This window comes from Pedosphaera parvula Ellin514 (genome assembly GCF_000172555.1).
Classification (GTDB): domain Bacteria; phylum Verrucomicrobiota; class Verrucomicrobiia; order Limisphaerales; family Pedosphaeraceae; genus Pedosphaera.
Genome location: NZ_ABOX02000069.1, coordinates 1 through 24,648, shown reverse-complemented (window position 1 = coordinate 24,648; position 24,648 = coordinate 1). Strand labels below are relative to the sequence as shown.

At 51.2% G+C, this 24,648-nt stretch carries 25 protein-coding genes and 1 pseudogene; 12 read left to right on the top strand and 14 right to left on the bottom strand.

The features are described from left to right. Positions 1–510 (bottom strand): hypothetical protein (locus CFLAV_RS29325; protein WP_007418559.1); only part of this gene is annotated, 510 nt, incomplete at its 3' end. A gap of 322 nt (positions 511–832) precedes the next feature. Between CFLAV_RS29325 and CFLAV_RS29320 the strand changes: the two genes are divergently transcribed. Beyond that, positions 833–1,318: a DUF6328 family protein gene (locus CFLAV_RS29320; RefSeq protein WP_007418558.1), complete on the top strand. Its 486-nt coding sequence runs from the start codon at positions 833–835 to the stop codon at positions 1,316–1,318. Positions 1,319–1,340: 22 nt separating this feature from the next. On the opposite strand, the gene CFLAV_RS29315 is transcribed toward CFLAV_RS29320, so the two are convergent. From CFLAV_RS29315 to CFLAV_RS29300, 4 genes are all read right to left on the bottom strand, one after another. Next, a complete protein-coding gene (locus tag CFLAV_RS29315; protein ID WP_007418557.1) occupies positions 1,341–2,495 on the bottom strand; it encodes a radical SAM/SPASM domain-containing protein in 1,155 nt (384 codons plus the stop codon). 219 nt (positions 2,496–2,714) lie between these two features. Then, positions 2,715–2,996, bottom strand: a complete 282-nt coding sequence (locus CFLAV_RS29310; protein ID WP_007418556.1) for a hypothetical protein — start codon at positions 2,994–2,996, stop codon at positions 2,715–2,717. Positions 2,997–3,011: 15 nt separating this feature from the next. After that, positions 3,012–3,554 (bottom strand): hypothetical protein, encoded by a 543-nt coding sequence (locus CFLAV_RS29305; protein ID WP_007418555.1) that lies wholly within the window; start codon positions 3,552–3,554, stop codon positions 3,012–3,014. A gap of 281 nt (positions 3,555–3,835) precedes the next feature. Next, positions 3,836–4,792: a hypothetical protein gene (locus CFLAV_RS29300; RefSeq protein WP_007418554.1), complete on the bottom strand. Its 957-nt coding sequence runs from the start codon at positions 4,790–4,792 to the stop codon at positions 3,836–3,838. Between the two features lie 987 nt (positions 4,793–5,779). Here CFLAV_RS29300 and CFLAV_RS36760 point away from each other — a divergent pair. Continuing rightward, positions 5,780–5,989 (top strand): hypothetical protein, encoded by a 210-nt coding sequence (locus tag CFLAV_RS36760; RefSeq protein WP_007418551.1) that lies wholly within the window; start codon positions 5,780–5,782, stop codon positions 5,987–5,989. Positions 5,990–6,080: 91 nt separating this feature from the next. Here the strand turns inward: CFLAV_RS36760 and CFLAV_RS29280 are convergent, their stop codons facing one another. Then, positions 6,081–6,971 carry a phosphoenolpyruvate hydrolase family protein gene (locus CFLAV_RS29280; RefSeq protein WP_007418550.1) on the bottom strand — a complete coding sequence of 297 codons (891 nt, stop codon included), beginning with the start codon at positions 6,969–6,971 and terminating at the stop codon, positions 6,081–6,083. A gap of 244 nt (positions 6,972–7,215) precedes the next feature. Here CFLAV_RS29280 and ilvE point away from each other — a divergent pair, with 244 nt between their 5' ends. The 10 genes from ilvE (at position 7,216) to CFLAV_RS29230 (ending at position 17,516) form a co-directional block, all read left to right on the top strand. Next, a complete protein-coding gene (gene ilvE / locus CFLAV_RS29275; RefSeq protein WP_007418549.1) occupies positions 7,216–8,088 on the top strand; it encodes a branched-chain-amino-acid transaminase in 873 nt (290 codons plus the stop codon). A 5-nt stretch (positions 8,089–8,093) separates the two neighbouring features. Further along, positions 8,094–8,612: a UvrB/UvrC motif-containing protein gene (locus CFLAV_RS29270; protein WP_007418548.1), complete on the top strand. Its 519-nt coding sequence runs from the start codon at positions 8,094–8,096 to the stop codon at positions 8,610–8,612. Positions 8,613–8,619: 7 nt separating this feature from the next. Beyond that, positions 8,620–9,735 carry a protein arginine kinase gene (locus CFLAV_RS29265; protein WP_007418547.1) on the top strand — a complete coding sequence of 372 codons (1,116 nt, stop codon included), beginning with the start codon at positions 8,620–8,622 and terminating at the stop codon, positions 9,733–9,735. Positions 9,736–9,746: 11 nt separating this feature from the next. Then, entirely contained in the window at positions 9,747–12,254 is a 2,508-nt protein-coding gene (locus tag CFLAV_RS29260; RefSeq protein WP_007418546.1) for an ATP-dependent Clp protease ATP-binding subunit, read from the top strand. 97 nt (positions 12,255–12,351) lie between these two features. Further along, positions 12,352–13,131, top strand: a complete 780-nt coding sequence (locus CFLAV_RS29255) for an MlaE family ABC transporter permease (protein WP_007418545.1) — start codon at positions 12,352–12,354, stop codon at positions 13,129–13,131. Then, a complete protein-coding gene (locus CFLAV_RS29250) occupies positions 13,128–13,874 on the top strand; it encodes an ABC transporter ATP-binding protein (RefSeq protein WP_007418544.1) in 747 nt (248 codons plus the stop codon). Before CFLAV_RS29255 ends, CFLAV_RS29250 begins: the two co-directional genes overlap by 4 nt. 1 nt (position 13,875) lies before the next feature. Then, on the top strand, positions 13,876–14,865 hold the full coding sequence (locus tag CFLAV_RS33395) for an MlaD family protein (protein WP_007418543.1): 990 nt from the start codon (positions 13,876–13,878) through the stop codon (positions 14,863–14,865). 4 nt (positions 14,866–14,869) lie between these two features. Then, on the top strand, positions 14,870–15,886 hold the full coding sequence (locus CFLAV_RS29240; protein ID WP_007418542.1) for a PIN/TRAM domain-containing protein: 1,017 nt from the start codon (positions 14,870–14,872) through the stop codon (positions 15,884–15,886). Between the two features lie 29 nt (positions 15,887–15,915). Beyond that, entirely contained in the window at positions 15,916–16,140 is a 225-nt protein-coding gene (locus CFLAV_RS29235) for a putative signal transducing protein (protein WP_007418541.1), read from the top strand. Continuing rightward, complete coding sequence (locus CFLAV_RS29230; protein ID WP_007418540.1) at positions 16,137–17,516, top strand: FAD-binding oxidoreductase; 1,380 nt, start codon at positions 16,137–16,139, stop codon at positions 17,514–17,516. Before CFLAV_RS29235 ends, CFLAV_RS29230 begins: the two co-directional genes overlap by 4 nt. 49 nt (positions 17,517–17,565) lie before the next feature. Here the strand turns inward: CFLAV_RS29230 and CFLAV_RS29225 are convergent, their stop codons facing one another. The 8 genes and pseudogenes from CFLAV_RS29225 to CFLAV_RS29195 all read right to left on the bottom strand — a co-directional run. Further along, complete coding sequence (locus CFLAV_RS29225) at positions 17,566–17,922, bottom strand: RNA recognition motif domain-containing protein (RefSeq protein ID WP_007418539.1); 357 nt, start codon at positions 17,920–17,922, stop codon at positions 17,566–17,568. Between the two features lie 189 nt (positions 17,923–18,111). Continuing rightward, complete coding sequence (gene rsmI / locus CFLAV_RS29220; RefSeq protein ID WP_202796972.1) at positions 18,112–18,828, bottom strand: 16S rRNA (cytidine(1402)-2'-O)-methyltransferase; 717 nt, start codon at positions 18,826–18,828, stop codon at positions 18,112–18,114. Positions 18,829–18,894: 66 nt separating this feature from the next. After that, complete coding sequence (locus CFLAV_RS29215; protein ID WP_007418537.1) at positions 18,895–19,623, bottom strand: endonuclease III domain-containing protein; 729 nt, start codon at positions 19,621–19,623, stop codon at positions 18,895–18,897. 58 nt (positions 19,624–19,681) lie between these two features. Beyond that, entirely contained in the window at positions 19,682–20,449 is a 768-nt protein-coding gene (gene lpxA / locus CFLAV_RS29210) for an acyl-ACP--UDP-N-acetylglucosamine O-acyltransferase (RefSeq protein ID WP_007418536.1), read from the bottom strand. Further along, positions 20,446–20,817, bottom strand: coding sequence for a 3-hydroxyacyl-ACP dehydratase FabZ (fabZ, locus tag CFLAV_RS37720; RefSeq protein ID WP_237712480.1), 372 nt, complete (start codon positions 20,815–20,817; stop codon positions 20,446–20,448). Before fabZ ends, lpxA begins: the two co-directional genes overlap by 4 nt. Positions 20,818–21,036: 219 nt before the next feature. Continuing rightward, positions 21,037–21,722, bottom strand: a pseudogene (gene lpxC / locus CFLAV_RS36750) (UDP-3-O-acyl-N-acetylglucosamine deacetylase); the annotation flags it as partial. A 500-nt stretch (positions 21,723–22,222) separates the two neighbouring features. Next, positions 22,223–23,566 (bottom strand): phage terminase large subunit family protein, encoded by a 1,344-nt coding sequence (locus CFLAV_RS29200; protein WP_007418532.1) that lies wholly within the window; start codon positions 23,564–23,566, stop codon positions 22,223–22,225. Between the two features lie 600 nt (positions 23,567–24,166). Further along, on the bottom strand, positions 24,167–24,648 hold a 482-nt coding region (locus tag CFLAV_RS29195; RefSeq protein WP_007418531.1), incomplete at its 5' end, for a DUF3486 family protein.

Here is a 24,648-nt window from a genome sequence, read left to right as displayed (position 1 = left end):
CCAAACGAGGAATTCGGGATTGATCGAGTCGGAGGACTCGGATGACAGCGGAGGCGCGTCAGGGAATGCCAGGCGAATATCTCCCGCCATAAAAGTGAGCTCATAAGACGAGGTCAGGTCAGGGGCTGCAAGCCAGCGGTCGAAACGTGTGAAGTCTTTGAAACCTCTCTGAAGCGCAGAAATCAGGAATGCCCGATGGCGATTGTGCGTCTCGGAATCTATCGCCTTCAAAAGTTGCCGATGGGCAGGCTCTCCAAAATGCTCCAACACATCAGGGAGGTAACAATAATTACGTCTCCACGGTGACTCATCGCGAATCGTGGCGATGACGGGGCCGATGGAGGATGGTCCACAAAAGATAAGGCTGTCGCGGAGCCGCTGACCACCTGACTCCCCCTTCTCCTCCAGCAAAGGTATGCAAGCGAGAACCAGGTGCGCACGGAGAAGCCAGAGCACAAGAACCATGGCAGTAGTGGAAACAACAATCAGTAACCGCTTCCTCTTTTTCATTTTTGCCAATCCTGCTCGTACAGTCACCCCAGACCTGCATGGCCGGGAACGACCCGCTACGGCATCAATATTGATATTCGGTTCCCTGGCAAAAGTCATCCTCAAGCTAAAAACTTTTTGCGAGTCACCCGGTGGAATTTTTTGAGCGATGCTCTGGGGCGGATCGCAATAGGACTATCCCCCAGATGCGCGATGAAAAATGAATGGTTAGATTGGTTTAGATATCTGAGGCTTAGTGGAATGGATTCCATATGTACGCCAAACTCCAGGCAAAATATTCCAAATCTCTTCATCAGTTAGGCTGGCCCAAATAAACCGCGTCATGACTGATGAACCTGAGAAAATAGATGAGCATCGTGAGGAACTGCCTTTGTCAAAGGCTGCTCAATATTTGGTGGAAGAATGTCGCATGGTGCTACCAGGAATCCAGGCCTTGTTTGGATTCCAATTAACCGTTGTCTTTCATCCGGGTTTTTCAGAGAAACTCACTTCCGCAGAGCAGCGCCTACACTTCATTGCCCTCACGTTGCTGGGAATCGCGATCGCCCTCATAATGACCCCTGCGGCATATCACCGGCAAACTGGTCCGCAGGAGGTCACCAGCAAGTTCATCCGCCTTGCCAGTGGCCTGCTGTTATCCAGTATGGCGCCTCTGGCTTTCGGTATCTGCATCGACTTTTACCTGGTCGGGCATGTCATTTCGAAGAGCGTCCTAATCCCCGTGCTGGCGTCGGGATTGTTTGCGTTCATTGTCATTTTGTGGTTCGTGCTGCCGCGCATTGCGCTGTTAAAGAAGAAACGGCAGTGAACCATTCTCGCCTTTTACCAGTTCAGGCAGGAACCAATTCGATGATTTTGCGATATTTGCGCAAATCAACCTCGCGACCTTTCCAACTCGTCTCACCAATATCATCGAGTTTACCGAGACGATAACGCCACGAAGATCCATAGATGGGATTATTCGTGGGCCAAAATGAGATGTAATCCACGCCGATGGCCTTCGCCATTTCGATGGCTTTTTCGAGGGTCTCGTGTTTGTCGTTCCAATTAAAGAGAAGATATTTCCATTCAATGATCGGGGCTGTCAGTCCACGGGCATTGCGGAATTCAACCAGCGCCTTCATGTTGGCATACGCCTTTTCGAAACTGCCGCGCTTTTCATACTTCTCAAGCATCTCATCATTGATGCCGGCAACGGAGAAAAAGATGTGAGTCGCGTATAAGGCTGCCTCGCGCTTGGCGTCGGTGTTCAGGATAATGGCATTGCTGGAGATAACGATTCGACAATCGGGGTTCTTTTGGCGAATAACGGAAAGCTCCGGTCCCACATTGGGAGATAAAAAGGGTTCACCCAAATTCAGATAAAAAAGCTGTTGCAGGCCGAGGTTCCGAACAAGATCGGCCATTTTGGTGATTTGTTCCAGCGGCATGAACCGTTGTTTACGAATCAGGGCAGCACTTCCGCGATCGCAACCGAGGCAATCGATGTTACAATTCACCGTGTTTTCCAGGAGCATCCCCCGGTAGGGAAGGCGCGGTGCAGGCCAGTCTGAACCGTCGTGCGGAGTTGACGGTGGCGGTCCTTTCTGCAGTTTTTCCTTTCCATCCCAAAAATCCTTGGGAATTTTTGAGCGGGCGATGCGTTTGAGTCCGCTGCAGCGGGTGCAGGCCGCGAGCGGTATTTTCCCTTTGGCAAGAGTCTTCCGAAGATCCTGAGCTACCGGACCAAAAAAGACTTCTTCAAAGGTGTTTTTGTTCAAATCGCCGATATGACCCGAGCCATCATAATCCTGGCAGTTGCAGGAAACGGTGGAATCTGAATTGATGGTAAGATTGTACTCGGCATGGCCATGCAGAACCTCACAATAAAATGTTTGGCCCTTTAACCTGGCGGAAAATTCGTAATAACGTTTGAAAGCCTTGCGGATGTAGTCACTCAGGACCCAGTTCCATCTGCGTTTCTTATTAGTCTTTGGCTCGGACATGATTTGTACTCCTTTTACGGGAGGATAGCTCAACTGTAGGGAAATCCGGCAGGCCAAACAAGGTTATTGTTTGGGTTATTTGGCGTCACGAATTGTCCGAATTGCCTCAAAAAGAAAGTGTCACCGGGTGGAGATTTGGCATTGTTGCGTTATTGAGCCATTCGGCCCCGGCCAGTTTTCGAGGGGTGGTCGGCCGGTCCCGGAATAGGCCGCAAAATCTTATGACTTCAGGCGTTTTGCGCGGGCCATGACGATCAGGCATTGGATGACCCAACCAAGGGAGAGCGCGGGCACGGCGAAGAGGAGGAAGAACATCAGCAAAGGGAGATATATTTTGGGATTGAAGCGAAAAGCGCGGACCAGGTCTGAAACGATGCTGGCGGCACTCAGGTACTCCGCCCCTTTAGCATGGAATATTGGAATAAACCAACCGGGAATGAAGAGGATGAAGCTTAATAGAAACCAAAGCGGCAGGTTGGTGAAATATTTGGGGCGGCGCATGAACGTGAGTAATCTTTAGGACTTCACACGTTCGTCTGAAATTTGAACGCGAACGTGTTGGCAAGCTTCAACAATTCTTTGAAAGGTTTCCAAAACCAATTGTTTAGACTCACCATCCACCACCAATGGCGGTTTCCAACGATATTTCCCGCCGTTAAATCGAATATCCAACCCAAATCTTCCTTTGGCCGCGAAAGGGATAATGAAACCACCAACAAAAACGGCGATTGGCCAGCCAGAGATACGGTGTGTGCCGGGCGCATTCCTCAACAGCGGCTCCATCATCCAAATCGTTGTCATCAAGCCAATGGGTATCATCAAGGCTGCAAGCAGCCAAAGCGCATATGGGCGCAACCGCCTGACCGTCACGTTCTGAAGCTGATCGAGGGGTACCCGCTGAAAGTAATACGGATCGGTTTTGGCTATGAGCTTGATGCGCGGGATGTAGATCGCCTGGTTGCTCACGGCAAAGAAGAAGGGCCGAGCCTTGCGTGAAAGGTTCAACTCGATGTGGTCCACAACTTTTTCTCCCGACTCTGGAACAACTATGTAAGCCATACGATTTTTTGATTGCCTTTATTGTTTGCGCACCCGCGCAGTAACAAACAGGAGTGTTTCGTTTCCAGCCCGGCGGGTCAAAGCAAAACAGGGGTGGTTTGTTGGACGCGGATAAAGGTGGAAGTAAATCCTGTTACCCAATGATGGATGCTTCACCAGGCATCTTCCCTCACCCTGCCCTCTCCCAACTCAAAGGGCGAGGGTGGACCGTCAGGCAGTTTATGGTTGGCTTAAGATCGTCGCGTGATTCCCGTCAGGAGTTGATTCCCAAGTGGAAAGCTTCAAATTTTATGAGTAGTGCATCGGTTAAGAAGCCAAGTGGCCGCCCTACCCCACAAAAAGTTGAATAGGAGAGCAGCAAGAAGACCACAGAGGAGACCGCTGGTTCCTCCAAGGAGGATTTTGCAAGCTGGATTCCAATGCGCATGCGCGGCCCATGACACCAGCCAAACAGCACCGATGCCGCACGCGATTCCAGCGATGGCTCCGAGCTGAAGAAACAATGCTCGAAAGCCTGAGGCGGGGCTGCGTCGCAAAAAGCCAAAAAAAACGGAGCTGGAGATTATGCCGAGGCCCACCAGAATTGTGATACCGAAGGCAACGATGGCTGTGACTGCCAGGGCTACAATCATCACGAAGAATGCACAGATAATTAAAACGAGTATGAGAAACCAGGAGATGCCAGGAATGCCGTCGGAAATTTCGTCTAAAGTGAATGGGTCGATGCTTTGGTCGTCAGGCGTGCCTGGCGAGAATTGCTTGGTGAAGAGCATGGCTTGTCCACTGTCGGGATCGCCAAGAGTGAAGACCAATCCAAATGGGGCCTTGGTTCCAGCGATGTGAATCGGCGCGATCTTTGAATTTGCTGAGTCCAGGTAAATGCCCCAGATCGGGTCAGGTTTGGGGTGAGTCCCATTGACCGTCCCAGTGGTGTCAAGGCGCCACGAGCCGGTATCGCTAATAAGGGTATCGAAAAAATTGGTTGCTGGCTCTCCGATAGTCCAAGGAGGCACATTGGAAGCGATGAAGGTGCCATCTGCATGTAACTCGATCAGACAAGGTTTTCCTTGCAGCGCTGAAGGATGCTGTTCGTCCACGGTTTGGCGCAGCAAGGTGTATGCGCCGACGAGGTCTTCTGGTTTTGGTTTTTCAGTGGTGTAAAGGTGTGCGTAGGGATCGTATTGGCAGCCTTGCAAGAGAAGGGTCGAGAGTAATAAGAGAAGTGACAGGGCGCGCATACAGCGGAGGAAGCCTGAGATGTCGAATATAAGCGGTCAAATCAAATCCGAAGTCTCGGTGGAGCATCCTGAAGGATGGACAACGTCCAGTCGTGGGGCGCGTACGCGAATTTGGGCATGTGGCCGGGGCGCAAGCAATATCAGGGAAACGGCGCAGGTTCTTCCAGACGGGCACCAGTCTCATTCCACCTGAGTGAACGACTGCTTGCGCGAGGGATTGGAATCTTGACTGCGTCCGCAGACAGGCTCGATGGGCTCAGCAAAATCACCGACGAGGCTTGAATTCGGGCGAAGCCTCATTCCACCATTTAATGGATGGCTGGCGCACGGTTGCCATCTTCGGCCGCGTACGCGGATGACGTCGAAAGTGTGTCAGGCACCGCCTCCTTTCCCCGGTGGCTACGTAACGTTGAATCCGCATTTGGTGATATGTCGTTTATACCTCTGTATGGCTTTTGTCTATTGACAAGTGTGTCGGTTTTTCATACTTTTCTTGCAGCATACAAATAAATGGAGTGCCGAATGCCAGGATTCGCATGACAACCAAGAATCAGAGCACATTTCTAAAGGTCTTTCATTGGGCTTTCACCTCGCTTTCCATGGTCTCTTTGAAGCACGGACGGGGTTGGTGTTTGAGAGACATTGGAGGTCGATCGTCGGTTAACGGAAGCTCGTTTGAATGTCCAATGAAACCGAAGTTATGGAGGGACGATGTGACGTTTTGCGTCAAAATGGTTTTCAACAATTATTACGTGTATGGGGGTTCGGAAGGTATCGGAAGCCATTGGAAGGTAATAGAAGGTATCGGAAGGCTAAGAAAATTTCGAATGCCGAATTTCAATTATCGAATGGAAGAGTCTAACGCCATATAACGGTGAAAAATTTTTTCGATAGGTCAATTGTCAGTCATCTGTGGGTGCAAGATGGTTTTCGAATTAATACGTGTATAGGGGGTCGGGCGGTGGATGACGGCCATGAAAATTGCGAATGGCAAATTTCAAACGCCAAATGGGAAAAGGGGGGAATCGGAAGTGGATGAGGGTAGTAGAAGGTGGATGTAGCTGGATGAAGGTGAAAAAAATCGGCAACAACCGACTGAACTCAGATTTCAAGAATCAAGAAGCGAAACGAGATGTCGGAACGGGTCACAATGTTGGATCAATCAAGTTCAAAATGGAGCGTTGTGGTGGAGAATAGGAAGCATATTCCTGAAATGAAACAGGCGCAGAACGAAGGAGGTGTGCTCCTCTGCTCTGCGCCTTGGATATTCGGCAATGTCGCTGGCCGGTTATTTCTTCTTGAACGGCTTCAGCGATTCCTTGCGGACGGGGATGGTTTTGAATTTCTTCGTGAGGTCGGTGAGGGATTTCTCAACGCCCAGGCGTTCGAGGCTGGAAGCGCCAACGAAACCGACGCAGTCGGTATGTTCATTGATATAGGCGGCATCCTCAGGCGAGCAGATGGGACCGCCGTGAGAAAGAAAAATGATGTCCTTACGGACTTTGCGGGCACCGTCGATGATGCTTTGGGTGCGGGTGACGGCGTCATCCATGGTACAGACAGCACCTTGGACGCCGATGGAGCCGCCGATGGTGGTGCCGACATGGGCGATGATGGCGTCGGCTCCGGCTTCGGCCATGGCCTGGGCTTCCTCCGGGGTGGCGACGTAAACGATGGAGAAGAGGTCCATCTTACGGGCAATGGCAACCATTTCGAACTCCTTCTTCACGCTCATGCCGGTTTCTTCGAGGACCTGCCGGAAATGACCATCAACGATGGTGTGGGTCGGGAAGTTATTGACGCCGGAAAAGCCCATATCCTTGACTTGCAACAGCCAATGCCACATGCGGCGGCGGGGATCGGTAGCATGGACACCACAGATAACAGGGATTTCCTCAACAATGGGCAGGACTTCGTATTCCCCGATTTCCATGGCAACCGCATTGGCATCGCCATAGGCCATCAAACCAGCGGTCGAGCCGTGGCCGGCCATGCGGAAGCGGCCGCTATTATATATGATGATGAGGTCGGCTCCTCCGCGTTCGATGAATTTCGCGCTGATGCCGGTCCCAGCGCCAGCGGCGATGATGGGTTCGCCCTTCTTGAGGGTGGCCCGGAGACGTTCGACAACTTCCTTGCGGGTGTAAGGGTTACCTTTTCCAGTCCAGGGGTTTGGCATATGCTATATTTCAATGGTTCCAAGTTGAATGAGCATCACCCTGCTTCAATGGGTGTAAGGGAGTCAAGAACGGAGGTGTCGTTGGCTACAGCCATTTTAGGCCACAGGGAAAAGAAATTAAAGGAGGAGACGGCCAAGATTTGGAATTCAGATTTATGGAGTACCGTAGAAATACGCAGAAACAAGCAAATCCTTAGTTGCGTAAAAGAAGGGATTTAACTAGTTTGGCGTCGTCTTTCGAGCCATGAAAATCTTTATCGATGGGAAATATTATAGTGAGCAGAACGCCAAAATCTCCGTGTTTGATCACGGACTGCTCTACGGTGATGGAATTTTTGAAGGGATCCGCGCTTATAATGGACGTGTCTTCAAACTGAAGGAACATATTGACCGCCTGTTTTATTCGGCCAAGGCAATTTTGCTGGATATTCCAATGACGCATGCGCAGATCATGAAGGCGGTGGTGGACACCTGCCGTCAGAACAAACTGCGCAATGGGTACATCCGTTTGGTGGTTACACGCGGGATTGGAACACTCGGGTTGAATCCAAACCGTTGCAAGAAGCCATCTGTGATTGTCATTGCCGGTAAGATTCAGCTTTACCCACCGGAGTATTACAAGAACGGGTTGGACATCATCACGGTGGCAACGACTCGCAACCTTCACAATGCGTTGAACCCGGCGATCAAGTCTTTGAATTATCTGAACAACATCCTGGCAAAGATTGAGGCAAACAATGGCGGCGTTGAAGAAGCCATCATGTTGAACAGCGAAGGCTATGTGGCGGAGTGCACCGGCGACAATATCTTTATTGTTAAGGGGAACCAGCTTTTCACGCCGCCGCTTTCAGCGGGGGCATTATATGGCATCACGCGCGAAGTGGTTATCAATCTGGCGAAGGATTCCGGGATGAACGTGAGCGAACCGAACCTGACGCGGTATGACATTTATAATGCGGATGAGTGTTTTCTGACCGGCACGGGAGCAGAATTGATCCCGGTAGTGAAGATTGATGGGCGCGTGATTGGAACCGGCAAGCCAGGAGCAGTAACGAAGCAGTTAGTGACCAAGTACCACACCTTGACTAATGGCTCGGGTGAGCCGATATACCCATAAGAATTATGATGTGTTGTATCTGCAAAGAGAAAGAGGCCACGGTGCATTTGACCCAGATCGCTGGGGATAAAATGCAAAAGGTGGATCTCTGCGAAGAGTGCGCCAAGAATAAGGGAGTGAACGATCCAGCCGGGTTCTCGCTGGCGGATTTGTTGCTGGGATTGGGTGCATCGCAGGAAATCGAGCAGTCCGCAGGTGGCGCTGAATTGAAGTGCCCCAAGTGCGGCTTTACCCAGGCTGATTTCAAGAAAGCCGGGCGGCTCGGTTGCGCAGACTGTTACAACACATTCGCAGAAGGACTCGAAGGTTTGCTCAAAACCATGCACAAAGGCGTGCGTCATGTGGGCAAAGTCCCCGCAGCACTTCAGCAAAGTCGGGACACAGCAGAACGTCTCAAGACCTTGCAGAAGAAACTGGCCAAGGCCATCGAAGATGAAAACTTCGAACAGGCCGCAATTCTCCGCGACGAAATCAAGCAAATGGGTAACAAAACAGGCAATGCCACATCGACGAAGGCTGACTAAAGCTGAGATGAACATTCACGAATTTCTAATTCCTCCTGCGGAAAGCGCGAGACGGAAGGGTCCACATGACCGGATTGTGATGTCCAGCCGGGTGCGTCTCGCCCGCAACATTCGCGACGCTGCCTTTCCCGGTTGGGCCAAGAAACCTGAACGGGTCAGGATTTTGGATCAAATTCGGCCTGCGGTGGAGACTCTGCCAGAGATGAGGGGCGCATTTTCAGAGTCGATGGACAATTTATCGACACTGGATAAACAGATTTTAGTCGAGCGCCATTTGATCAGCCGTGAACATGCGGCCAAGAGCGCCGGAAGCGGTTTGGTGCTGAACCGGGATGAATCCCTGTGCTTCATGATTAATGAAGAGGACCATCTCCGGATGCAGGCCTTGAGGCCTGGATTGCAGCTAAAGCAAGCGTGGATGGCAATTGATCAGGCTGATTCTGTCCTGGAAAAGCGGTTGGAATATGCTTTCAGCCAGGATGTAGGCTATTTGACCGCCTGCCCCACCAATTTGGGCACGGGCATCCGTGTTAGCGCCATGTTGCATCTGCCCGGGCTGGTTTTGGCCGAGCAGATCAATCCGATCATTCAGTCCGTAAACAAGCTCGGATTGGCAGTGCGCGGCCTGTATGGAGAAGGCACAGAGGCCCTGGGCAATGTCTTCCAAGTGTCCAATCAAATGACCCTGGGAGAGGCGGAGTCTGCCATTGTTGAACGGCTGGATAAGGTGCTTTCGCAAATTATCGAGCACGAAGAAAATGCCCGGGGGACTCTATTGGAAAAAAAGCCGAAGATGGTTTACAATCACATCGGACGTGCATACGGTATTTTGGCGAATGCCCATAGCATCAGTTCCAAGGAAACAATGAACTTGTTATCCTTAATGCGTTTGGGCATGGATCTGGGGTTGTTCCCCGGCAGTGATCGATCCCTCACCGACGAGTTATTTATCCTGACCCAACCAGCCCATTTGCAAAGACAATATTCAGAAAAGCTTTCGGCTGAAGAACGCGATTTGCTCAGAGCAGATATGGTTCGTGAGCATTTGAAGGCAGTGAGCCGACCGATCTCAAAGCCGAGTGGTTCAGAAGGTGGCAAATTGGACAAACCTGAGAAACAATAGCATTATTTAATATGAGCGAAGAATCCATGAATAATTTTACGCCCCGCGCTCAACAGGTATTAGCGTTGGCACGTAAAGAAGCAGATCGCTTTAACCATAACTTTGTCGGCACTGAACATTTGTTGCTCGGCTTAATTAAATTAGGGCAAGGCGTTGCAGTTAATGTACTTCAAAAACTCGGTTTGGACCTGGAAACCGTACGAATGGAAGTTGAGAAGCATGTGGGAACCGGCCCCGATCAGAAAATGATTGGCAATATTCCTTATACCCCGCGAGTGAAGAAAGTCCTCGCGCTGGCGGCCAAGGAAGCGAAGGCTTTAAATCATACTTATGTAGGAACGGAACATATCCTTCTGGGACTTTTGCGTGAAGGTGATGGTGTTGCTGCCCGCGTTTTGAAGAATTTGGATGTCGATATCGAGCAGACCCGCCAGGAAATTTTGAAAGAGTTGGATCCCAACTTTGCAGCGCAGGAGGAACAACAGCCTGGCGCTGGCGGTGAAGGCACACCGGAGAAACCTGCTCCCGAAAAGAAGGGCGAAGTCAAAACCCCTGCTCTAAAAGCATTTGGTCGTGACCTGACAGAAATTGCCCGCAAAGGTGAAATGGACCCGGTTATCGGTCGCAAGAACGAAATCGAGCGCGTTATCCAGATCCTTTGCCGCCGCACCAAAAACAACCCAGTGCTACTGGGTGAGGCTGGCGTGGGCAAAACTGCAATTGTCGAGGGCTTGGCGCAGGAAATTGCGGCTGGCAACGTCCCAGAGTTGTTGCGCGAAAAACGAGTGATCACTTTGGATCTGGCCTTAATGGTGGCTGGAACAAAATATCGTGGTCAGTTCGAAGAGCGCATCAAGGCGGTAATGGACGAAATTCGTCGTGCCAAAAACATTATTCTATTCATTGACGAGTTGCACACCATCGTTGGTGCCGGCTCGGCCGAAGGAACGATGGATGCTTCCAACATCATCAAGCCAGCTCTAAGCCGTGGCGAGATGCAGTGCATTGGTGCGACCACACTCAACGAGTACCGCAAGTACATTGAGAAGGATGCTGCACTCGAACGCCGTTTCCAGAGCGTCAAGGTCGAAGCACCCTCGATCGAGGAAGCCGTTTTGATCCTCAAGGGATTGCGCGTCAAATACGAAGAGCATCATAAAGCTGAATTTACTGACAAGGCTGTGGAAGCTGCGGTCAAGCTTTCAGATCGCTATATTCCCGATCGTTTTCTGCCGGACAAGGCAATTGATTTGATGGACGAGGCTGGTTCCCGAGCCCGGATTGGCACGATGACCCGCCCGCCGGAAGTCAAAGAAATTGAAGCCGAGATCGAAGAGATCAAGACGAAGAAGGAACGCGCCATAAAGGAGCAGGACTTCGAAGGTGCTGCTTCAATGCGCGACAAGGAAAAACAGGCCAAGGAAAAACTGGATAACGTCCTGAATACCTGGCGCACCAATCGCGAAGAGAAAAAGGTCAAGGTGGACGAGGAGGATATTCTCCACGTTGTTGCGAAGTGGACCGGAATTCCTTTGAAACGGATGGAACAGGGCGAAGCTCAGCGCTTGCTAAATGTTGAAGACCAGATGTCGAAGGTAGTGATTGGCCAACGTGAAGCTGTGTCTGCGATGTGCAAAGCTTTGCGCCGTTCGCGCGCGGATTTGAAAGATCCGAAGCGTCCGATTGGAACGTTCGCCCTGCTCGGACCAACCGGTGTGGGCAAAACCTTGCTTGCGAAGACGCTGGCGGAACAGATGTTCGGCGATTCCAAATCTCTGATTCAGCTGGACATGAGCGAGTACATGGAGAAGTTCAATGTCTCCCGTCTGGTGGGCTCGCCTCCGGGTTATGTTGGCTACGAAGAAGGCGGCCAACTCACAGAACAAGTGCGGCGCAAGCCTTACTCAGTGGTGCTTTTTGATGAAATTGAAAAGGCACATCCTGATGTCTGGAACATGTTGTTGCAAATCCTGGAAGAGGGCAAACTGACGGACAGCGTGGGTCGCGTGGTGAATTTTCGAAACACCATCATCTTGATGACCTCCAACGTGGGTTCCGAAACCATCAAGAAGCAATCAAGCATGGGCTTTTCCCCGATTTCGGATGAGACGACATACGAGAGAATGCGGGAAAAGATCATGGAAGAAGCCCGGCGCACCTTTAAGCCCGAGTTTCTGAACCGTCTGGATGACGTCATAGTCTTCCGCACTTTGACCAAGCCTGACTTGGTTCAAATTCTTGATCTGGAAATCAACAAGGTCATGGAGCGTCTGAAGAATAAAAACCTCAGACTGACTTTGGACGAAAAAGCCAAAGACTTCCTGGTGGAAAAGGGCTACGATCCCAACTATGGCGCGCGTCCAATGCGCCGGTCTGTGGAACGATTCCTTGAAGACCCGTTGGCTGAAGAGATTCTCAAGGGAAATCTCCACGAGAACGATCCGATACAGGTTACGTTCGAGAAGGACAGGCTCGTATTTATCCAGAATGCAGCCGCCGAGGGTGCATTCTCCAGCTAACCAAAGCTTTGAAATATCAAACGCCAATCGCAAAACGATTGGCGTTTTTCTTTCATAAGACTGGCCAGTTCTCGTTCCCTTTGCTAATCCTTAATGGATGAATTTCTTTGCCAATAGATTTGTGGCAGAATGGCTGCAGGGTTTGGGCAGGATCTCACTGCTGACGAAAGAGGCGCTGAGTTCGCTTTTCAGCCTGAAAGGCTCATGGGGGAATTTTATTTATCAGCTTTACTTCATCGGTGTAAAGTCCCAGTCCGTAGTCCTGATCACAGGAGCTTTTACTGGAATGGTGCTATGCGCTCAGACTTATTATCAATTTCACCAGGTAAAATTGGACACCGCAACTCTTGCTGTCGTCAGTGTATCCATGTGCAGCGAACTTGGGCCGGTTTTAACGGCTTTAATGGTCGCAGGGCGAGTTGGCGCCGCCATGGCTGCCGAGATAGGCACGATGAAAGTCACGGAGCAAGTCGATGCCCTTCGTACATTAGCCACTCACCCGGTGGATTATCTGGTTGTCCCGCGACTAACAGCTTCGGTCGTTTCCCTCCCATTATTGACAGCGGAAGCCATCGCGGTTGGAATAATTTCCGGGTATATGGTAGGAGTGTATTTGTTGGGAATAGATCCAGTCTACTCGTACACCAACATGCTTAAGTACACGAATTCCAGTGATGTAATGACCGGAATTATTAAATCCGTAATTTTCGGCGTCATTATCGCCATTATTGGATGCTATAAAGGCATGACTTGCGGAGAAGGCGCGGAAGGCGTAGGTCGCGCGACTACAGAGGCGGTCGTCTATGCCTCCATAACCATCCTCATCTCCAACTTCTTTCTTACGCTGTGCTTAAAGGAATTGATGCGTCACTTATGATCGAGGTTCGCAATCTTAGAAAGAGCTTTGGCGCACATAAGATCCTGGAAGGGGTGACTTTCAAGGTGGAGTCAGGGGAATCGGTGGTGATCATTGGCCGAAGTGGTGGAGGAAAAAGTGTTTTGTTGAAACACTTGATCGGTTTGCTTTCCCCGGATTCAGGTTCGGTGTTGATCGACAGTGAGAATCTCTGCACCCTGAACGAGCGTCAATTGATTCGCGTCCGCAGCAAATTTGGGATGTTATTTCAAGGAGCCGCCTTGTTCGATTCCTTGTCGGTGGCTGAAAATATTGGTTTCGTATTACGGAAGCAAAAGGGCCTGACGGATGGTGAAATCAGAAACAAGATTTCCGAGGTGTTGGAAATGGTGGAGTTGCCGGGAACAGAGAATAAGAAGCCTTCCGAGCTTTCCGGAGGCATGCGCAAACGTGTGGGATTGGCCCGAGCCATCATCTATAAACCCCAGATCGTTCTCTATGATGAACCGACCACCGGCCTTGATCCGGTTGTTTCAGACAGCATCGATAAATTAATTTTGCGTGTCCGAGATCAACTGAAAGTAACGACCGTGGTGGTCACGCATGACATGCGCAGTGCCAGACTCCTTGGCCAGCGCATCTTGATGCTGCATGAGGGGAAAATTTATTTTAGCGGGACTCCAGAGGAAATTTTCAACTCGACTGACCCAGTGATGCATCGATTTGTAAACGGCATCTCCATTCCCAAAGAACATTACTTTTGATATGAGCCAAGCGCGCAAGGAAATTAAGGTCGGTTTTTTCGTGTTGATTTGTTTGTCACTGCTGGGGCTTCTTTTGTTGCAATTCGGCAAAGGAACCTCTCTTTTTCGCCCTACCTACACCATCTTGTTGAAATCGGGCAATGCGGGCGGCCTAAAAACACGCTCTACCGTGCTGATGGCGGGGGTTGGAGTGGGCACAATCTCCAGGATTCAACTGAATCCGGACGGCAAAGGAGTCACGATTTATCTCAAGATCTATAAACAGTATGAAATCCACAAGGACGCTCGAATTGTAATCGAGCAATCTGGTTTCCTCGGTGATCCATTCGTCGCAATTTATCCTGGAGACAATAAGGCCCCTCGCTTCGAGAATATGGATGAAACCAGCGTCGAGGAACCCTTCAATCTCCAGGAAGTAGCCCGTAGTGCAGCGGGCTTCATCAAACGCATCGACCAAACAGCAGATAAACTTAATGGTGCCATTAATGATGTGCGAAAATTAGTACTCAATGAGCAAACACTGACCAACCTGTCTGTTACGGTAGCCAGTTTTCGCAAGGTATCTGAGAACGCTTTGAGTACGGTGCAGAATTTGAACCAACTCATCACCTCTAATGGCGTGCCTGCCTCTTACGCAATCAGTAATCTCGTGCTTTTCTCCGAAAATTTGAATCAACTGGCAACCAACGCCAACGGTATCATTTCCACCAACGGCCCCCAAATTGCCGCTGCAGTGAACAACCTGCAGATGTCCACGGCAACGCTCACGAACTTGTTGGGCGATGTTGCCGCAGGTAAGGGGTTGGTGGGTGGTTTGCTCAAGGATCCTCAATTAGCTGGAAACTTCTCCTTATTGTCGAGCAATCTGGCCATTACCTCCAGCAATTTAAATCGTTTGGGATTATGGGGGATTCTCTGGCAACACAAGCCGCCAAAATCAAAATTGCCTCCGAAGGAACTTGAGGATTCCAGACATAATCCTGTTAAATAACGTCATGTCACTTTGGTACATTCGGATTTTATTTCTTGCCATGTGCACCATGGCGGGTTTTGCCATCAGCCAGCGGGCAGATTTTCTTGGCGTGGGAAGTGGGGTATGGGGTTCGATTGCGGGCTTTGGATTTGGCGGCTTTCTTATTGCAATCGATGAGATGCTCAAAGGCTTTTCGTTACGCGCATTTTCCGCCACCAGCTTCGGATTGCTTTTGGGCACTTTGGTTGCTGCTTTGATAGATCATTCAGGATTATTCGACATCGTGGATGATAACACCCGGTGGTTAATTCGTTTGGGACTGTTCCTGGGATTCAGTTACATCGGAATAGTGTTGGCCATGCGCAGTAACAAGGAGGATTTTTCCCTCATCATCCCCTATGTACGTTTTGCTCCCCAAAATAAACCGGATAATTTGTTGATTCTTGATACCAGCGTCATCATCGACGGACGAATTGCTGACCTCATCGAATCAAACCTTCTTGAGGGGCTCTTGATTGTTCCCAGATTTGTTCTCAAGGAACTTCAACAAATAGGGGATTCCGCCGATCCGATACGGCGTGCACGCGGTCGAAGGGGTTTGGAGATGTTAAACCGACTCCAACGCAACACCCTGGTGGAGGTAAAAATTCACGACGGCGATTTTCCTGAAGAAAAAGAAGTGGATGCCAAGCTGGTACGCCTGGCACGAAATCTGGGAGCGAAACTTTTTACGAATGATTATAACCTTGGAAAGATTGCTGAACTCCAATCGGTTCAACTGGTCAACATTCACGAGGTGGCAAAATCATTTAAAACTGTTTTATTGCCTGGAGAGGTCCTTCAGTTGCGCATCGTACGTGAAGGCAAGGATAAGGGTCAGGGTGTGGGTTACCTGAATGATGGCACAATGGTGGTTGTGAACCAGGGCCAGAATTCGATCGGCCAGCAGGTTGAAGTACAGGTTCAAAGCCTTCTACAAACCGGGGCTGGAGTTATTGTTTTTGCTGAAGCCAAGCTGCCGCAGTCTCATGCTGCTTGAATTCAGTTTTGTTTAGGCCATCTTTACGTATGGAACTGGTCACCATTTTTCGAGCTTTTAATGCGGTTGAAGCGCAACTTGTTCGTTCACGTTTGGATGCAGCCAATTTCCATGCTGTCGTAACGCATGAGCTATCTGCCTTGAGTATGGACGGCTACGCGCTCGCAGTCGGCGGCATTCTTGTCCAAGTACCAGCGGAGGAAGCCAGCGAAGCCAAGGAATTTCTCAAGGCAAGCGACGAACCTCAGGCATGAATTCATCACACTCAAAAATATTCTCCAGTTTACGGAAAAGTCTGCCCTCGGACGAAATTCGCCTCGAACCAGCCCTCCTTGAAAAGTACGCGGGTGATAAGTGGTTCGCCTCGCGAATTCCAGATGCGGTGGCCCTGCCCCGCAGCACCGAATCAGTAGCCAAACTATTGAAATTCGCAACGAAAAATCAAATTCCTGTCACGCCACGTGGAGCTGGTTTTGGTTACGTCGGCGGATGCGTTCCAGTTCAGGGTGGAATCGTTCTTTCGCTTGAACGCATGAATCGGATCAAGGAAATTCACGAGGATGATTTTGTAGCCGAGGTGGAACCGGGCGTCATTACACAAAAGCTGCAGGATGCTGTGGAGAAGAAAGGGCTGTTCTACCCTCCTGACCCAGCCAGTCGTGCAGATTGTTCCATTGGTGGTAATATCGCCACGAATGCGGGCGGTCCGCGGTGCCTTAAATACGGCGTCACGCGAGATTACGTTTTAGGTCTGGAGGTGGTGCTCGCCGATGGGTCGGTCGTTAAACTAGGCAGCCGAACACACAAAAACAAAACCGGATTTGATTTCTCCCGCCTTTTTGTTGGCTCCGAGGGCATGCTGGGTGTTGTTACTCAAGCAACACTAAAGTTAATTCCACTACCGCCCTACCGCGCCTGCCTGGCTATTGGATTTGCGGCAATGAAGGAAGCCATCAAAACCTTGCGAACCATTCTTCATACAGGATTTCTTCCTTGTGCCCTGGAAGTCGCAGACGCCTTCACCCTGGCCGCTGCCCGGCAACGCACTAGAAGCAAAAGATTGAATGGATGCAATGCCCATCTCATAGTCGAACTCGATGGGCAGGAAGCTTCTGTCAGAAGGGAGATACAAATTCTGCTGAAGGTGGTTAAGAGCCAAAATCCACTTTTTATAGAAAAAGGTCTCGGCCCGGATCAATGCGAAGCCATCTGGAAAATTCGTCGCGAATTCTCTTACTCACTTCGAGACACTGGTCTCACCAAACTCAATCAGGATATCGTTGTGCCTCGTGGACGACTGGAGGATCTCTTCCGATTTACGGCAGGTCTTCAGAAAAAGCATGGATTCCCGGTAGCGTGCTTCGGTCACGCAGGTGACGGGAACATTCACGTGAATGTTATGGTTGATCTGGATCAACCTGATGCAACTAAACGTTGCAACGCCGCCTTGGATGAACTCTTCCGCCAGGTGCTCGATTGGAATGGTGTCATCACTGGAGAACATGGAATCGGGTTGGCAAAGAAACCATGGTGGCCTCTTGCAACCTCTCCTGCGGTCAGAGAACTCCACTCCAGGATCAAACGCGCCCTTGATCCTGCCGGAATTCTAAACCCGGGAAAATTTGTATAACGAAAAACCACTGTCCCTTTCGGAACAGTGGTCTAAAAATCAGATCGTATTAACGACGATCACGATATCCACCACCACCACCACCGCCGCCACGGCCACCACGGTCGCCGCCACGGCCACCACCACCGTATCCGCCGCCACCGCCAGGAGGACGCTCTTCACGAGGACGAGCTTCGTTTACCGTAAGGGCACGGCCTTGAAATTCCTTGCCATGATACTGAGCAACAGCTGCGTCAGCTTCGGCTTGGGAACCCATTTCAATGAATGCAAATCCGCGTGAACGTCCGGTAGCGCGGTCCTGCATGATGTTTACTGCGATGACTGTACCTGCGCCAGAGAAATGATCTTGCAGATCGTTTTCGGTAGTGCTGAAGGGCAGGTTTCCGACGAATAATTTAGTCGCCATTATCTTGATACTTTCTTTAATCCGCCTGCTGTGCTTTGGTGAACGTTCCTGTCATAGGTCTCAAATCGTCATCGCTATCAAAGCACTGGACTGACAATTTCCGGATCACTAAACCACCGCTTATCGGACGCAAACAATTTAGCCTACCTAAGTCCTTGCACACAAGCAAAATAATTAACCGTTTTATCTTTACTTTCCTGCGCCAATTTCAACATTTTGCCCAATTAACACCACAAACTCCCCTTTGAGAGCCCGTTTTTTAAGAACTTCCAACAGTTGAACCGGCGTTCCGGTTAAAAACTCTTCAAATTTCTTCGTTAACTCCCGCGCCAAAACCACCTGCCGCTCGCCAAAGATCTCGTTCAGCTCGTTGAGTAACTTTTCAATTCGGTACGGCGACTCATATAACACCAGCGTCCCGGCAAAATCCTTTACCGCCTCCAACTGCTTCCGACGCTGTCCTGATTTGTGAGGGAGAAAGCCAATAAAGTGAAACTCATCCGTTGGCAAGCCACTCGCAGTCAGCGCCGCCACCAACGCACATGGTCCAGGAACAGCTTCCACTCGGAACCCACCACTCCGGGCAGCCTGCACCACCCGTTCACCCGGATCGCTAATACCCGGCGTTCCGGCATCGGTAACCAGCGCCACTTTCTCTCCCCTGGCCAATCGCTGCAAAATCTCTTCGCTCCTCTTTGCCTCATTGAATTGGAAATAGCTGATCATCGGCTTTGAAATTCCGAAATGTTTCAGCAACTGCCCCGTGCGGCGGGTATCCTCGGCCGCAATCACATCGCATTCCCGAAGGGTCCGCAATCCTCGTAGCGTCATATCCTCTAGATTCCCTATCGGCGTCGCCACAAGGTATAACGTGCCCGGAGTTAAAGGCGGCAATTGCGTTTCCATTCCCATCACTTAGCCAGAGATTGCTCCCGGAATAAACTGTTTTTCATCAAATCAAAACCATCGATTTCACCGATGAACTTCAACTCCAACCTGCTGACACATCTCCAACACCGGACACGTTGAACATTTCGGAGTTCGCCCCGTGCAGATGTGCTTTCCAAAAGGAACCAGCAAACTATTAATCTCAATCCAATACTGTTTCGGCAACTTTGCTTCCAAGGCCGCCATCGTTTGCTCCGGCGTTCGCGTCTGAACATAACCCCAGCGATTCGTCACCCGATGCACATGAATATCCACCGAAATTTTTCCCTGTCCACAGGCTATTCCTAAAACCAGATTCGCGCACTTCGGGCCCACTCCATGCAACTCCATCAACTTCTCGCCGTCGCACGGCAATGCCCCGCCAAACCGCTGCACCGCCTCCGAAGCTATCGTCCGAATCGTTCGCGCCTTCGCCTCATGAAAAGTACAGGCACTGATCAATTCATCGATTTTTTTCACCTGCAACCGACTCACCTGCCCGGGCGTCCGAGCAACCGCAAACAACTTCCGCGCGGTCGGAATAGTCACCTCATCCAAGGTTCGAATCGAAATAATGCAAGCCACCAGTTGCTCGAAAACCGAGTTGAACCCATCGTCCGCCAATTCAAACATCGCCGCCTTCGCAAACGGTTTTATGGCCTCGCGAACACGCTCAACCGCCACATCAATGTCAAAAAGCCTCTTTGTCGAAAAACCCGGCTTCTCAACCCGTTTTCCCCGACGCCTCAAAATACCAGCCCTGCTCTGCCTCATAATTACCCCTATGCCGCGGCAGACAAAAACGCAAGCCGGCTCAAACCATTACCGCAACCTACTTGCTGATACCGCGCTGACTGCTCTTCACGAAACCAACGAGGTATTGCAGTTCGGGCGACGAAGGCAAGTCCTTCTCAATCCGCGCAACCGCGTTCGGAATGGTTAATCCTTCGCGAAACAAAATCTTGTAAGCCTGGCGCAACGCTGATTGCACCTCCTCCGAAATGCCGCGTCGTTCCAGGCCCACTTTGTTCACCGTCTTCGTCTCCGCCGGATTCCCATCCGCAATCATAAACGGCGGAATATCCTGCACCACCTTTGAACAACCACCAATCATCGAATGCTTCCCAATCCGACAAAACTGATGCACCGCCGCCAAGCCGCCGATCACCGCGTAATCCTCCACTGTGACATGCCCCGCCAACGTCGCGACGTTCGACATGATGATATGATTACCCAACGTCACGTTATGCGCCACATGTGTGTAGGCCAGCAGGTTGTTATGTGAACCCACCGTCGTCACTTCACCATCACCGGTCGCGCTATGAATCGTCACATATTCTCGAAAGGTGTTATTATCCCCAATCACCGTCCTGGTAACGCCACCCTTCCATTTCAAGTCCTGGGTCTTCAGCCCAATGCTCGCAAACGGATAAATCTCGTTCTTGCTCCCCAAAGTAGTGTGCCCATCAATGACCACATGTGAATGCAACCTGCACCCATCGCCCAGCACCACGTGCTCACCAATGACACAAAAAGGCCCGATCTCGCAGTTCGCTCCCACTTGAGCCCGCGGATGAATAACAGCAGAGGAATGAATCATGCGTCAACAATCATGAAGGTTACCTCTGCTTCACTCACCGGCTCCCCGTCAACGGAGCAGACTCCCTTGGCCTTGCCAATCTTTCCCCGCGCCTTTGTCAATTCCACATCGATGACCAATGTATCTCCCGGCCGCACCGGCTTGCGCCACTTCACACTCTCCGCCGCCATGAAATAAGCCAGCCGCCCAAAATTCTCCGCCTGCTTTAAAGTCAAAATCCCCGCCACCTGCGCAATCGCCTCCAATTGCAACACCCCCGGCATGATCGGATGATTCGGAAAATGCCCTTCGAAATACGGCTCGTTAATGCTGATGTTCTTCACCCCCGTAATCTTGTTCCCTTCAATCTTCGTAATCTTATCCACCATCAAAAACGGATAACGATGCGGCAACACCTTCATCACCTGCATGATGTCCAATGTCGCCCCGTCTGCCACCGATACCTCGCGCGCCTGCGACTCCGCCGGACTCTTCTGCGGCGGCGGCGCAAAAGTCTGCGCGATCATCATCGGCTTGCGCATCTGGGCAACGATCAGTTTCGCCAGCTCACAATTCGCTGTATGACTCGGCTTCACCGCAATCAAATGCCCGCACAACGGCCTCCCCGTCAGCGAAAGATCCCCGATAATATCCAAAATCTTGTGCCGCACAAACTCGTTCGGATAACGCAACGGCTCCGTCGTCAACACCGCATCATCCCGCACCACCACCGCATTCTCCAAACTCCCACCCTTGATCAACCCATTCTTGAACAGAAACTCAATCTCCTCGTAAAAACAAAAAGTCCGCGCATGCGCATATCCCGCTCCCACGTTTTTGGCGAAAGCTCCACACTGAAAAACTGCGTAAACCTCCCCTGCTTATCCGCGCTCGGGCAGGTAATCTTGAATAAATCATCCGGAAAAATCGCCATCTCCGTCTCTCCCATCTGCAACTCAATCGGCTCCGTAATCGTATATGGATTCCGCATTTCCGGCTGCGGCACGATCCCCGCCGTCTCCACCAGCTTGCAATACTCCCGCGAACTCCCGTCCGCAATCGGCGGCTCATTCGCGTCCAACTCCACCACCGCATTATCAATGCCGTAACCCGCAAACGTCGCCAGCACATGCTCCACCGTGTGGACCTTTACATTCCCGCGGCCAATCGTCGTCGAACGATTCGTCTCCACCACATTCTCCACCCGCGCCTCGATCTCCGGCTTCCCTTCCAGGTCCACCCGACGAAAACGTATCCCGGTATTGGGCGCCGCCGGCAAAAAAGTCATGTTCACCCGGTTCCCGCTATGCAGGCCGATCCCCGAGAAACTCGCCGGACGACTCAATGTCTGTTGTTGTAACACGCGTGCATTAAACTAACCGCTGCCCCCGTTGGCAAGCGGTACATTGTTCCTCAACCATCAACCTTTTCCGCTCCAAACACTTCTTTCTTGACGCCCCGCTTTCCTGAAGAAACCAGCTTTGCAAAAGTGGCTTCCAACCACGGACAACCGATTGAATCCCAATATCATAACTTGTAACCCTTAGTCGATTTCATGCAACATCCACAATTCTACACGCGAAATTTTTTTCACCGTTATATAGCGTTATTTACCGTGATATGGCGTTAGACCATTGCATTCGAAACTTGAAATTCGCCATTCGAAATTTTTCCAAGCCTTCCGATACCTTCCGATACCTTCCGATGGCGTCCGAAAATCCGAAACTCGAAATTCGCCCTCGCTTCCATGGTGTTCCTTTGGCATTGGGAATTGGACATTTTTCATTTCCTTGTTTAGCCATAATGAACCATCTCTCCCGACTCAAACAACACCGACGCACTGACTCCGCGCCTCGGCTTCGCCGCCTCCTGCCGCAACGCCTTGGCCCAAAACCGGTCGCAGTGACTATCCGCACTCTCCCCGATAAACCGGATATTCCCGCTCGTCGTCACCTCCTTCTTGATCCCCCGCAAATCCGCCCGCAACAGCGGGTCCCGCGTAATCCTCACCCGACGATCCTCAAACGCCATCCGCAGATTATACGCCAGTTCCTCCTTCACATGTCCCGTGAAGGTCACCGCCTCCACCTTCCACCCAAACCTATACTTCGCCCGCTCCGCCAGTTGCATCCCCAGCCCCGTCGCATCAATGCACGCCCGCTTCAACTTCGGCAACTCCAATAGCCGATACAGCTCAGCTTCCTGTTCCGAGAAAGTCTTCCCCGCCAATTCAATCCGCATCCGGTCCCACATCACATCGCCCACCTTCTCACCCACATCGATCACCGAGAGATCACGCTTGCGCCCCACATCGAACCCGAGATACAGCGGATTCTCGCACTTCCTCAAATACTCAAAATCCTTCAGGCAATCATCCTCGCACGCGTCAATCAGGTCATAGCCAATAAACACGCTCGATTCATCCGCCGGCACACAGCAATACTCCTGCAACCACTGCTCCTCATCCAGGCACTCCGCCCTCACCCGCGCAAGATATCCTTCCCGCGACTCCGCCTCACCCGTCTTCTCATTAATCCGCTCCACCACTCCCTGCTCGATCGCCTCCTGCAGCGTCACCTTGTGATGCGACCACCCCATCGGATTGCCCCGCTGATGAATATCATGAATAATCCCATTAAACACCGTCCCCACTCCCCGATGCGTCGAAATGATTTCCAACTGCCCGCCCCACGTCGTCACCGGCTTGGCAATCCGGTACAACATCCGCTGGTCCCCATGCAGCGCAAACTCATCCAGGATCACGTGACCCCGCTTACCCGCCAGCGCATTCGGATTGGAGCTCAACGAATAAATTCTCAGCTTCGTCGCAAACTCCAAAACATACGCCGAGAACTTCTTCTCCCGGTCAAAAATGATCTCCCCGAGGTCATGCGCGACCACATCCAGCAGCTGCGCCCAAGCCTTGCAATCCTCCAGGAACAACCGCGCCAGCGGTTCATCCCGCGACGACACCCAAACATCCAGCCGCGCCCCCTTTTCAATCACCCGTCGCACCGCCGAAAACGCCGCCGCATGCGTCAACCCAATCTGCCGCGACTTCTCCATGATCTTCAACCGCGACTCATCCTCAATCCACCGCTTCTGATAACCCAAAAAATAATCCTCCTTAAGCTTCATATTTGTACCTCATGTTTTTAATGGTTTAAATTTTTTGGCTGGCCTGACGGACTACCCGCGACAGGACTCGCGCGACAACCTCAACCATGCTCCGAAAATGTCAGACGGTTCACCCTCTCCACTTTGCAATGGGAGAGGGCCGGGGTGAGGGAAAATGCGCTGAAACATTTCGTCATCCCTGAGATATTCCAAAGCGCAAAACCATCACTGCGTTCAAATCGAAAAGTCTCCTAATCGGTGTTTATCTGTGTTCATCTGTGGCTATTGGCTTTTTTTAATCGCAAATCAAAAATCAAAAACCGCAAATGGATCGGTCTCACACTTTCCCTAGGCCCAAAGGGTCGATCTTACCTTAGCGAAGCCCAACGGGCTGGTTAGTTTTCCAAAAGAAGCCCCAAGGCCTGAAGGGCCGGCTTACTCTTCATCACCTCTACCGCCGACACATTTTCACTCATTGGCCATTCCTTGGACCCTTGGTCATTTGTAATTGGGCATTCCAACATCCGCGTCCATCTGTGTTCATCTGCGGTTCTCCTATTCCGAATTTTTTTGCGCTTTTTGTGCCTTTTCGTGGCTACTTCGTTTTCCGTCTTTCGTGGTTCAAAGCAGCCTGAGCTCCTTCTCAATCCTCCGCAACGTCTCCGGCCTGATCCCACCCTCGCCCCGACTCAACTCCTGCTCCAACGTCTCCCGCTGCTTCTCCACCTTCGCCTTGAACTTCTCCAGTTCCAGCGACCTCCGATTCACCAGCACAAAGGCCTTCAACAACTCCATGTAAGTCTTTGGATCTCCTTCTTCCAACTCCGCGCGCAACCGCGCCAGATCAAACCGCGACAACATCCCGAACAACTGCGTCCCCAGAATCTTAATCCCCGCCTCCTGCACCGGACACTCCGGATGCTGCGCCATCACCGACTGCGCAAACTCCGCATCCACCTTCATTCCCGCCAGACGCCGCTGCTCCTCCTTCCAATCCTCAAAGCCACCCAGGAACCACGCCGACACATTCCGCTCCGAAATGTCCGGGTACCCCACCCCCGCCAAATGCTCCACAATCTTGGGATACGTCGTCCCATCCTCCA

Coding starts and splice junctions, on each gene's coding strand:
- CFLAV_RS29215 (WP_007418537.1), bottom strand. CDS start 19,623: ATGAGGCAGAGCAGGGCTGGTATTTTGAGGCGTCGGGGAAAACGGGTT.
- CFLAV_RS29235 (WP_007418541.1), top strand. CDS start 15,916: ATGGAACTGGTCACCATTTTTCGAGCTTTTAATGCGGTTGAAGCGCAA.
- CFLAV_RS29270 (WP_007418548.1), top strand. CDS start 8,094: ATGATGTGTTGTATCTGCAAAGAGAAAGAGGCCACGGTGCATTTGACC.
- fabZ (WP_237712480.1), bottom strand. CDS start 20,817: ATGGTGGATAAGATTACGAAGATTGAAGGGAACAAGATTACGGGGGTG.
- CFLAV_RS29265 (WP_007418547.1), top strand. CDS start 8,620: ATGAACATTCACGAATTTCTAATTCCTCCTGCGGAAAGCGCGAGACGG.
- CFLAV_RS29200 (WP_007418532.1), bottom strand. CDS start 23,566: ATGAAGCTTAAGGAGGATTATTTTTTGGGTTATCAGAAGCGGTGGATT.
- CFLAV_RS29320 (WP_007418558.1), top strand. CDS start 833: ATGACTGATGAACCTGAGAAAATAGATGAGCATCGTGAGGAACTGCCT.
- CFLAV_RS29250 (WP_007418544.1), top strand. CDS start 13,128: ATGATCGAGGTTCGCAATCTTAGAAAGAGCTTTGGCGCACATAAGATC.
- CFLAV_RS29230 (WP_007418540.1), top strand. CDS start 16,137: ATGAATTCATCACACTCAAAAATATTCTCCAGTTTACGGAAAAGTCTG.
- CFLAV_RS33395 (WP_007418543.1), top strand. CDS start 13,876: ATGAGCCAAGCGCGCAAGGAAATTAAGGTCGGTTTTTTCGTGTTGATT.
- CFLAV_RS36760 (WP_007418551.1), top strand. CDS start 5,780: ATGGCAAATTTCAAACGCCAAATGGGAAAAGGGGGGAATCGGAAGTGG.
- rsmI (WP_202796972.1), bottom strand. CDS start 18,828: ATGGAAACGCAATTGCCGCCTTTAACTCCGGGCACGTTATACCTTGTG.
- CFLAV_RS29240 (WP_007418542.1), top strand. CDS start 14,870: ATGTCACTTTGGTACATTCGGATTTTATTTCTTGCCATGTGCACCATG.
- CFLAV_RS29255 (WP_007418545.1), top strand. CDS start 12,352: ATGAATTTCTTTGCCAATAGATTTGTGGCAGAATGGCTGCAGGGTTTG.
- CFLAV_RS29280 (WP_007418550.1), bottom strand. CDS start 6,971: ATGCCAAACCCCTGGACTGGAAAAGGTAACCCTTACACCCGCAAGGAA.
- CFLAV_RS29315 (WP_007418557.1), bottom strand. CDS start 2,495: ATGTCCGAGCCAAAGACTAATAAGAAACGCAGATGGAACTGGGTCCTG.
- ilvE (WP_007418549.1), top strand. CDS start 7,216: ATGAAAATCTTTATCGATGGGAAATATTATAGTGAGCAGAACGCCAAA.
- CFLAV_RS29300 (WP_007418554.1), bottom strand. CDS start 4,792: ATGCGCGCCCTGTCACTTCTCTTATTACTCTCGACCCTTCTCTTGCAA.
- CFLAV_RS29305 (WP_007418555.1), bottom strand. CDS start 3,554: ATGGCTTACATAGTTGTTCCAGAGTCGGGAGAAAAAGTTGTGGACCAC.
- CFLAV_RS29310 (WP_007418556.1), bottom strand. CDS start 2,996: ATGCGCCGCCCCAAATATTTCACCAACCTGCCGCTTTGGTTTCTATTA.
- lpxA (WP_007418536.1), bottom strand. CDS start 20,449: ATGATTCATTCCTCTGCTGTTATTCATCCGCGGGCTCAAGTGGGAGCG.
- CFLAV_RS29225 (WP_007418539.1), bottom strand. CDS start 17,922: ATGGCGACTAAATTATTCGTCGGAAACCTGCCCTTCAGCACTACCGAA.
- CFLAV_RS29260 (WP_007418546.1), top strand. CDS start 9,747: ATGAGCGAAGAATCCATGAATAATTTTACGCCCCGCGCTCAACAGGTA.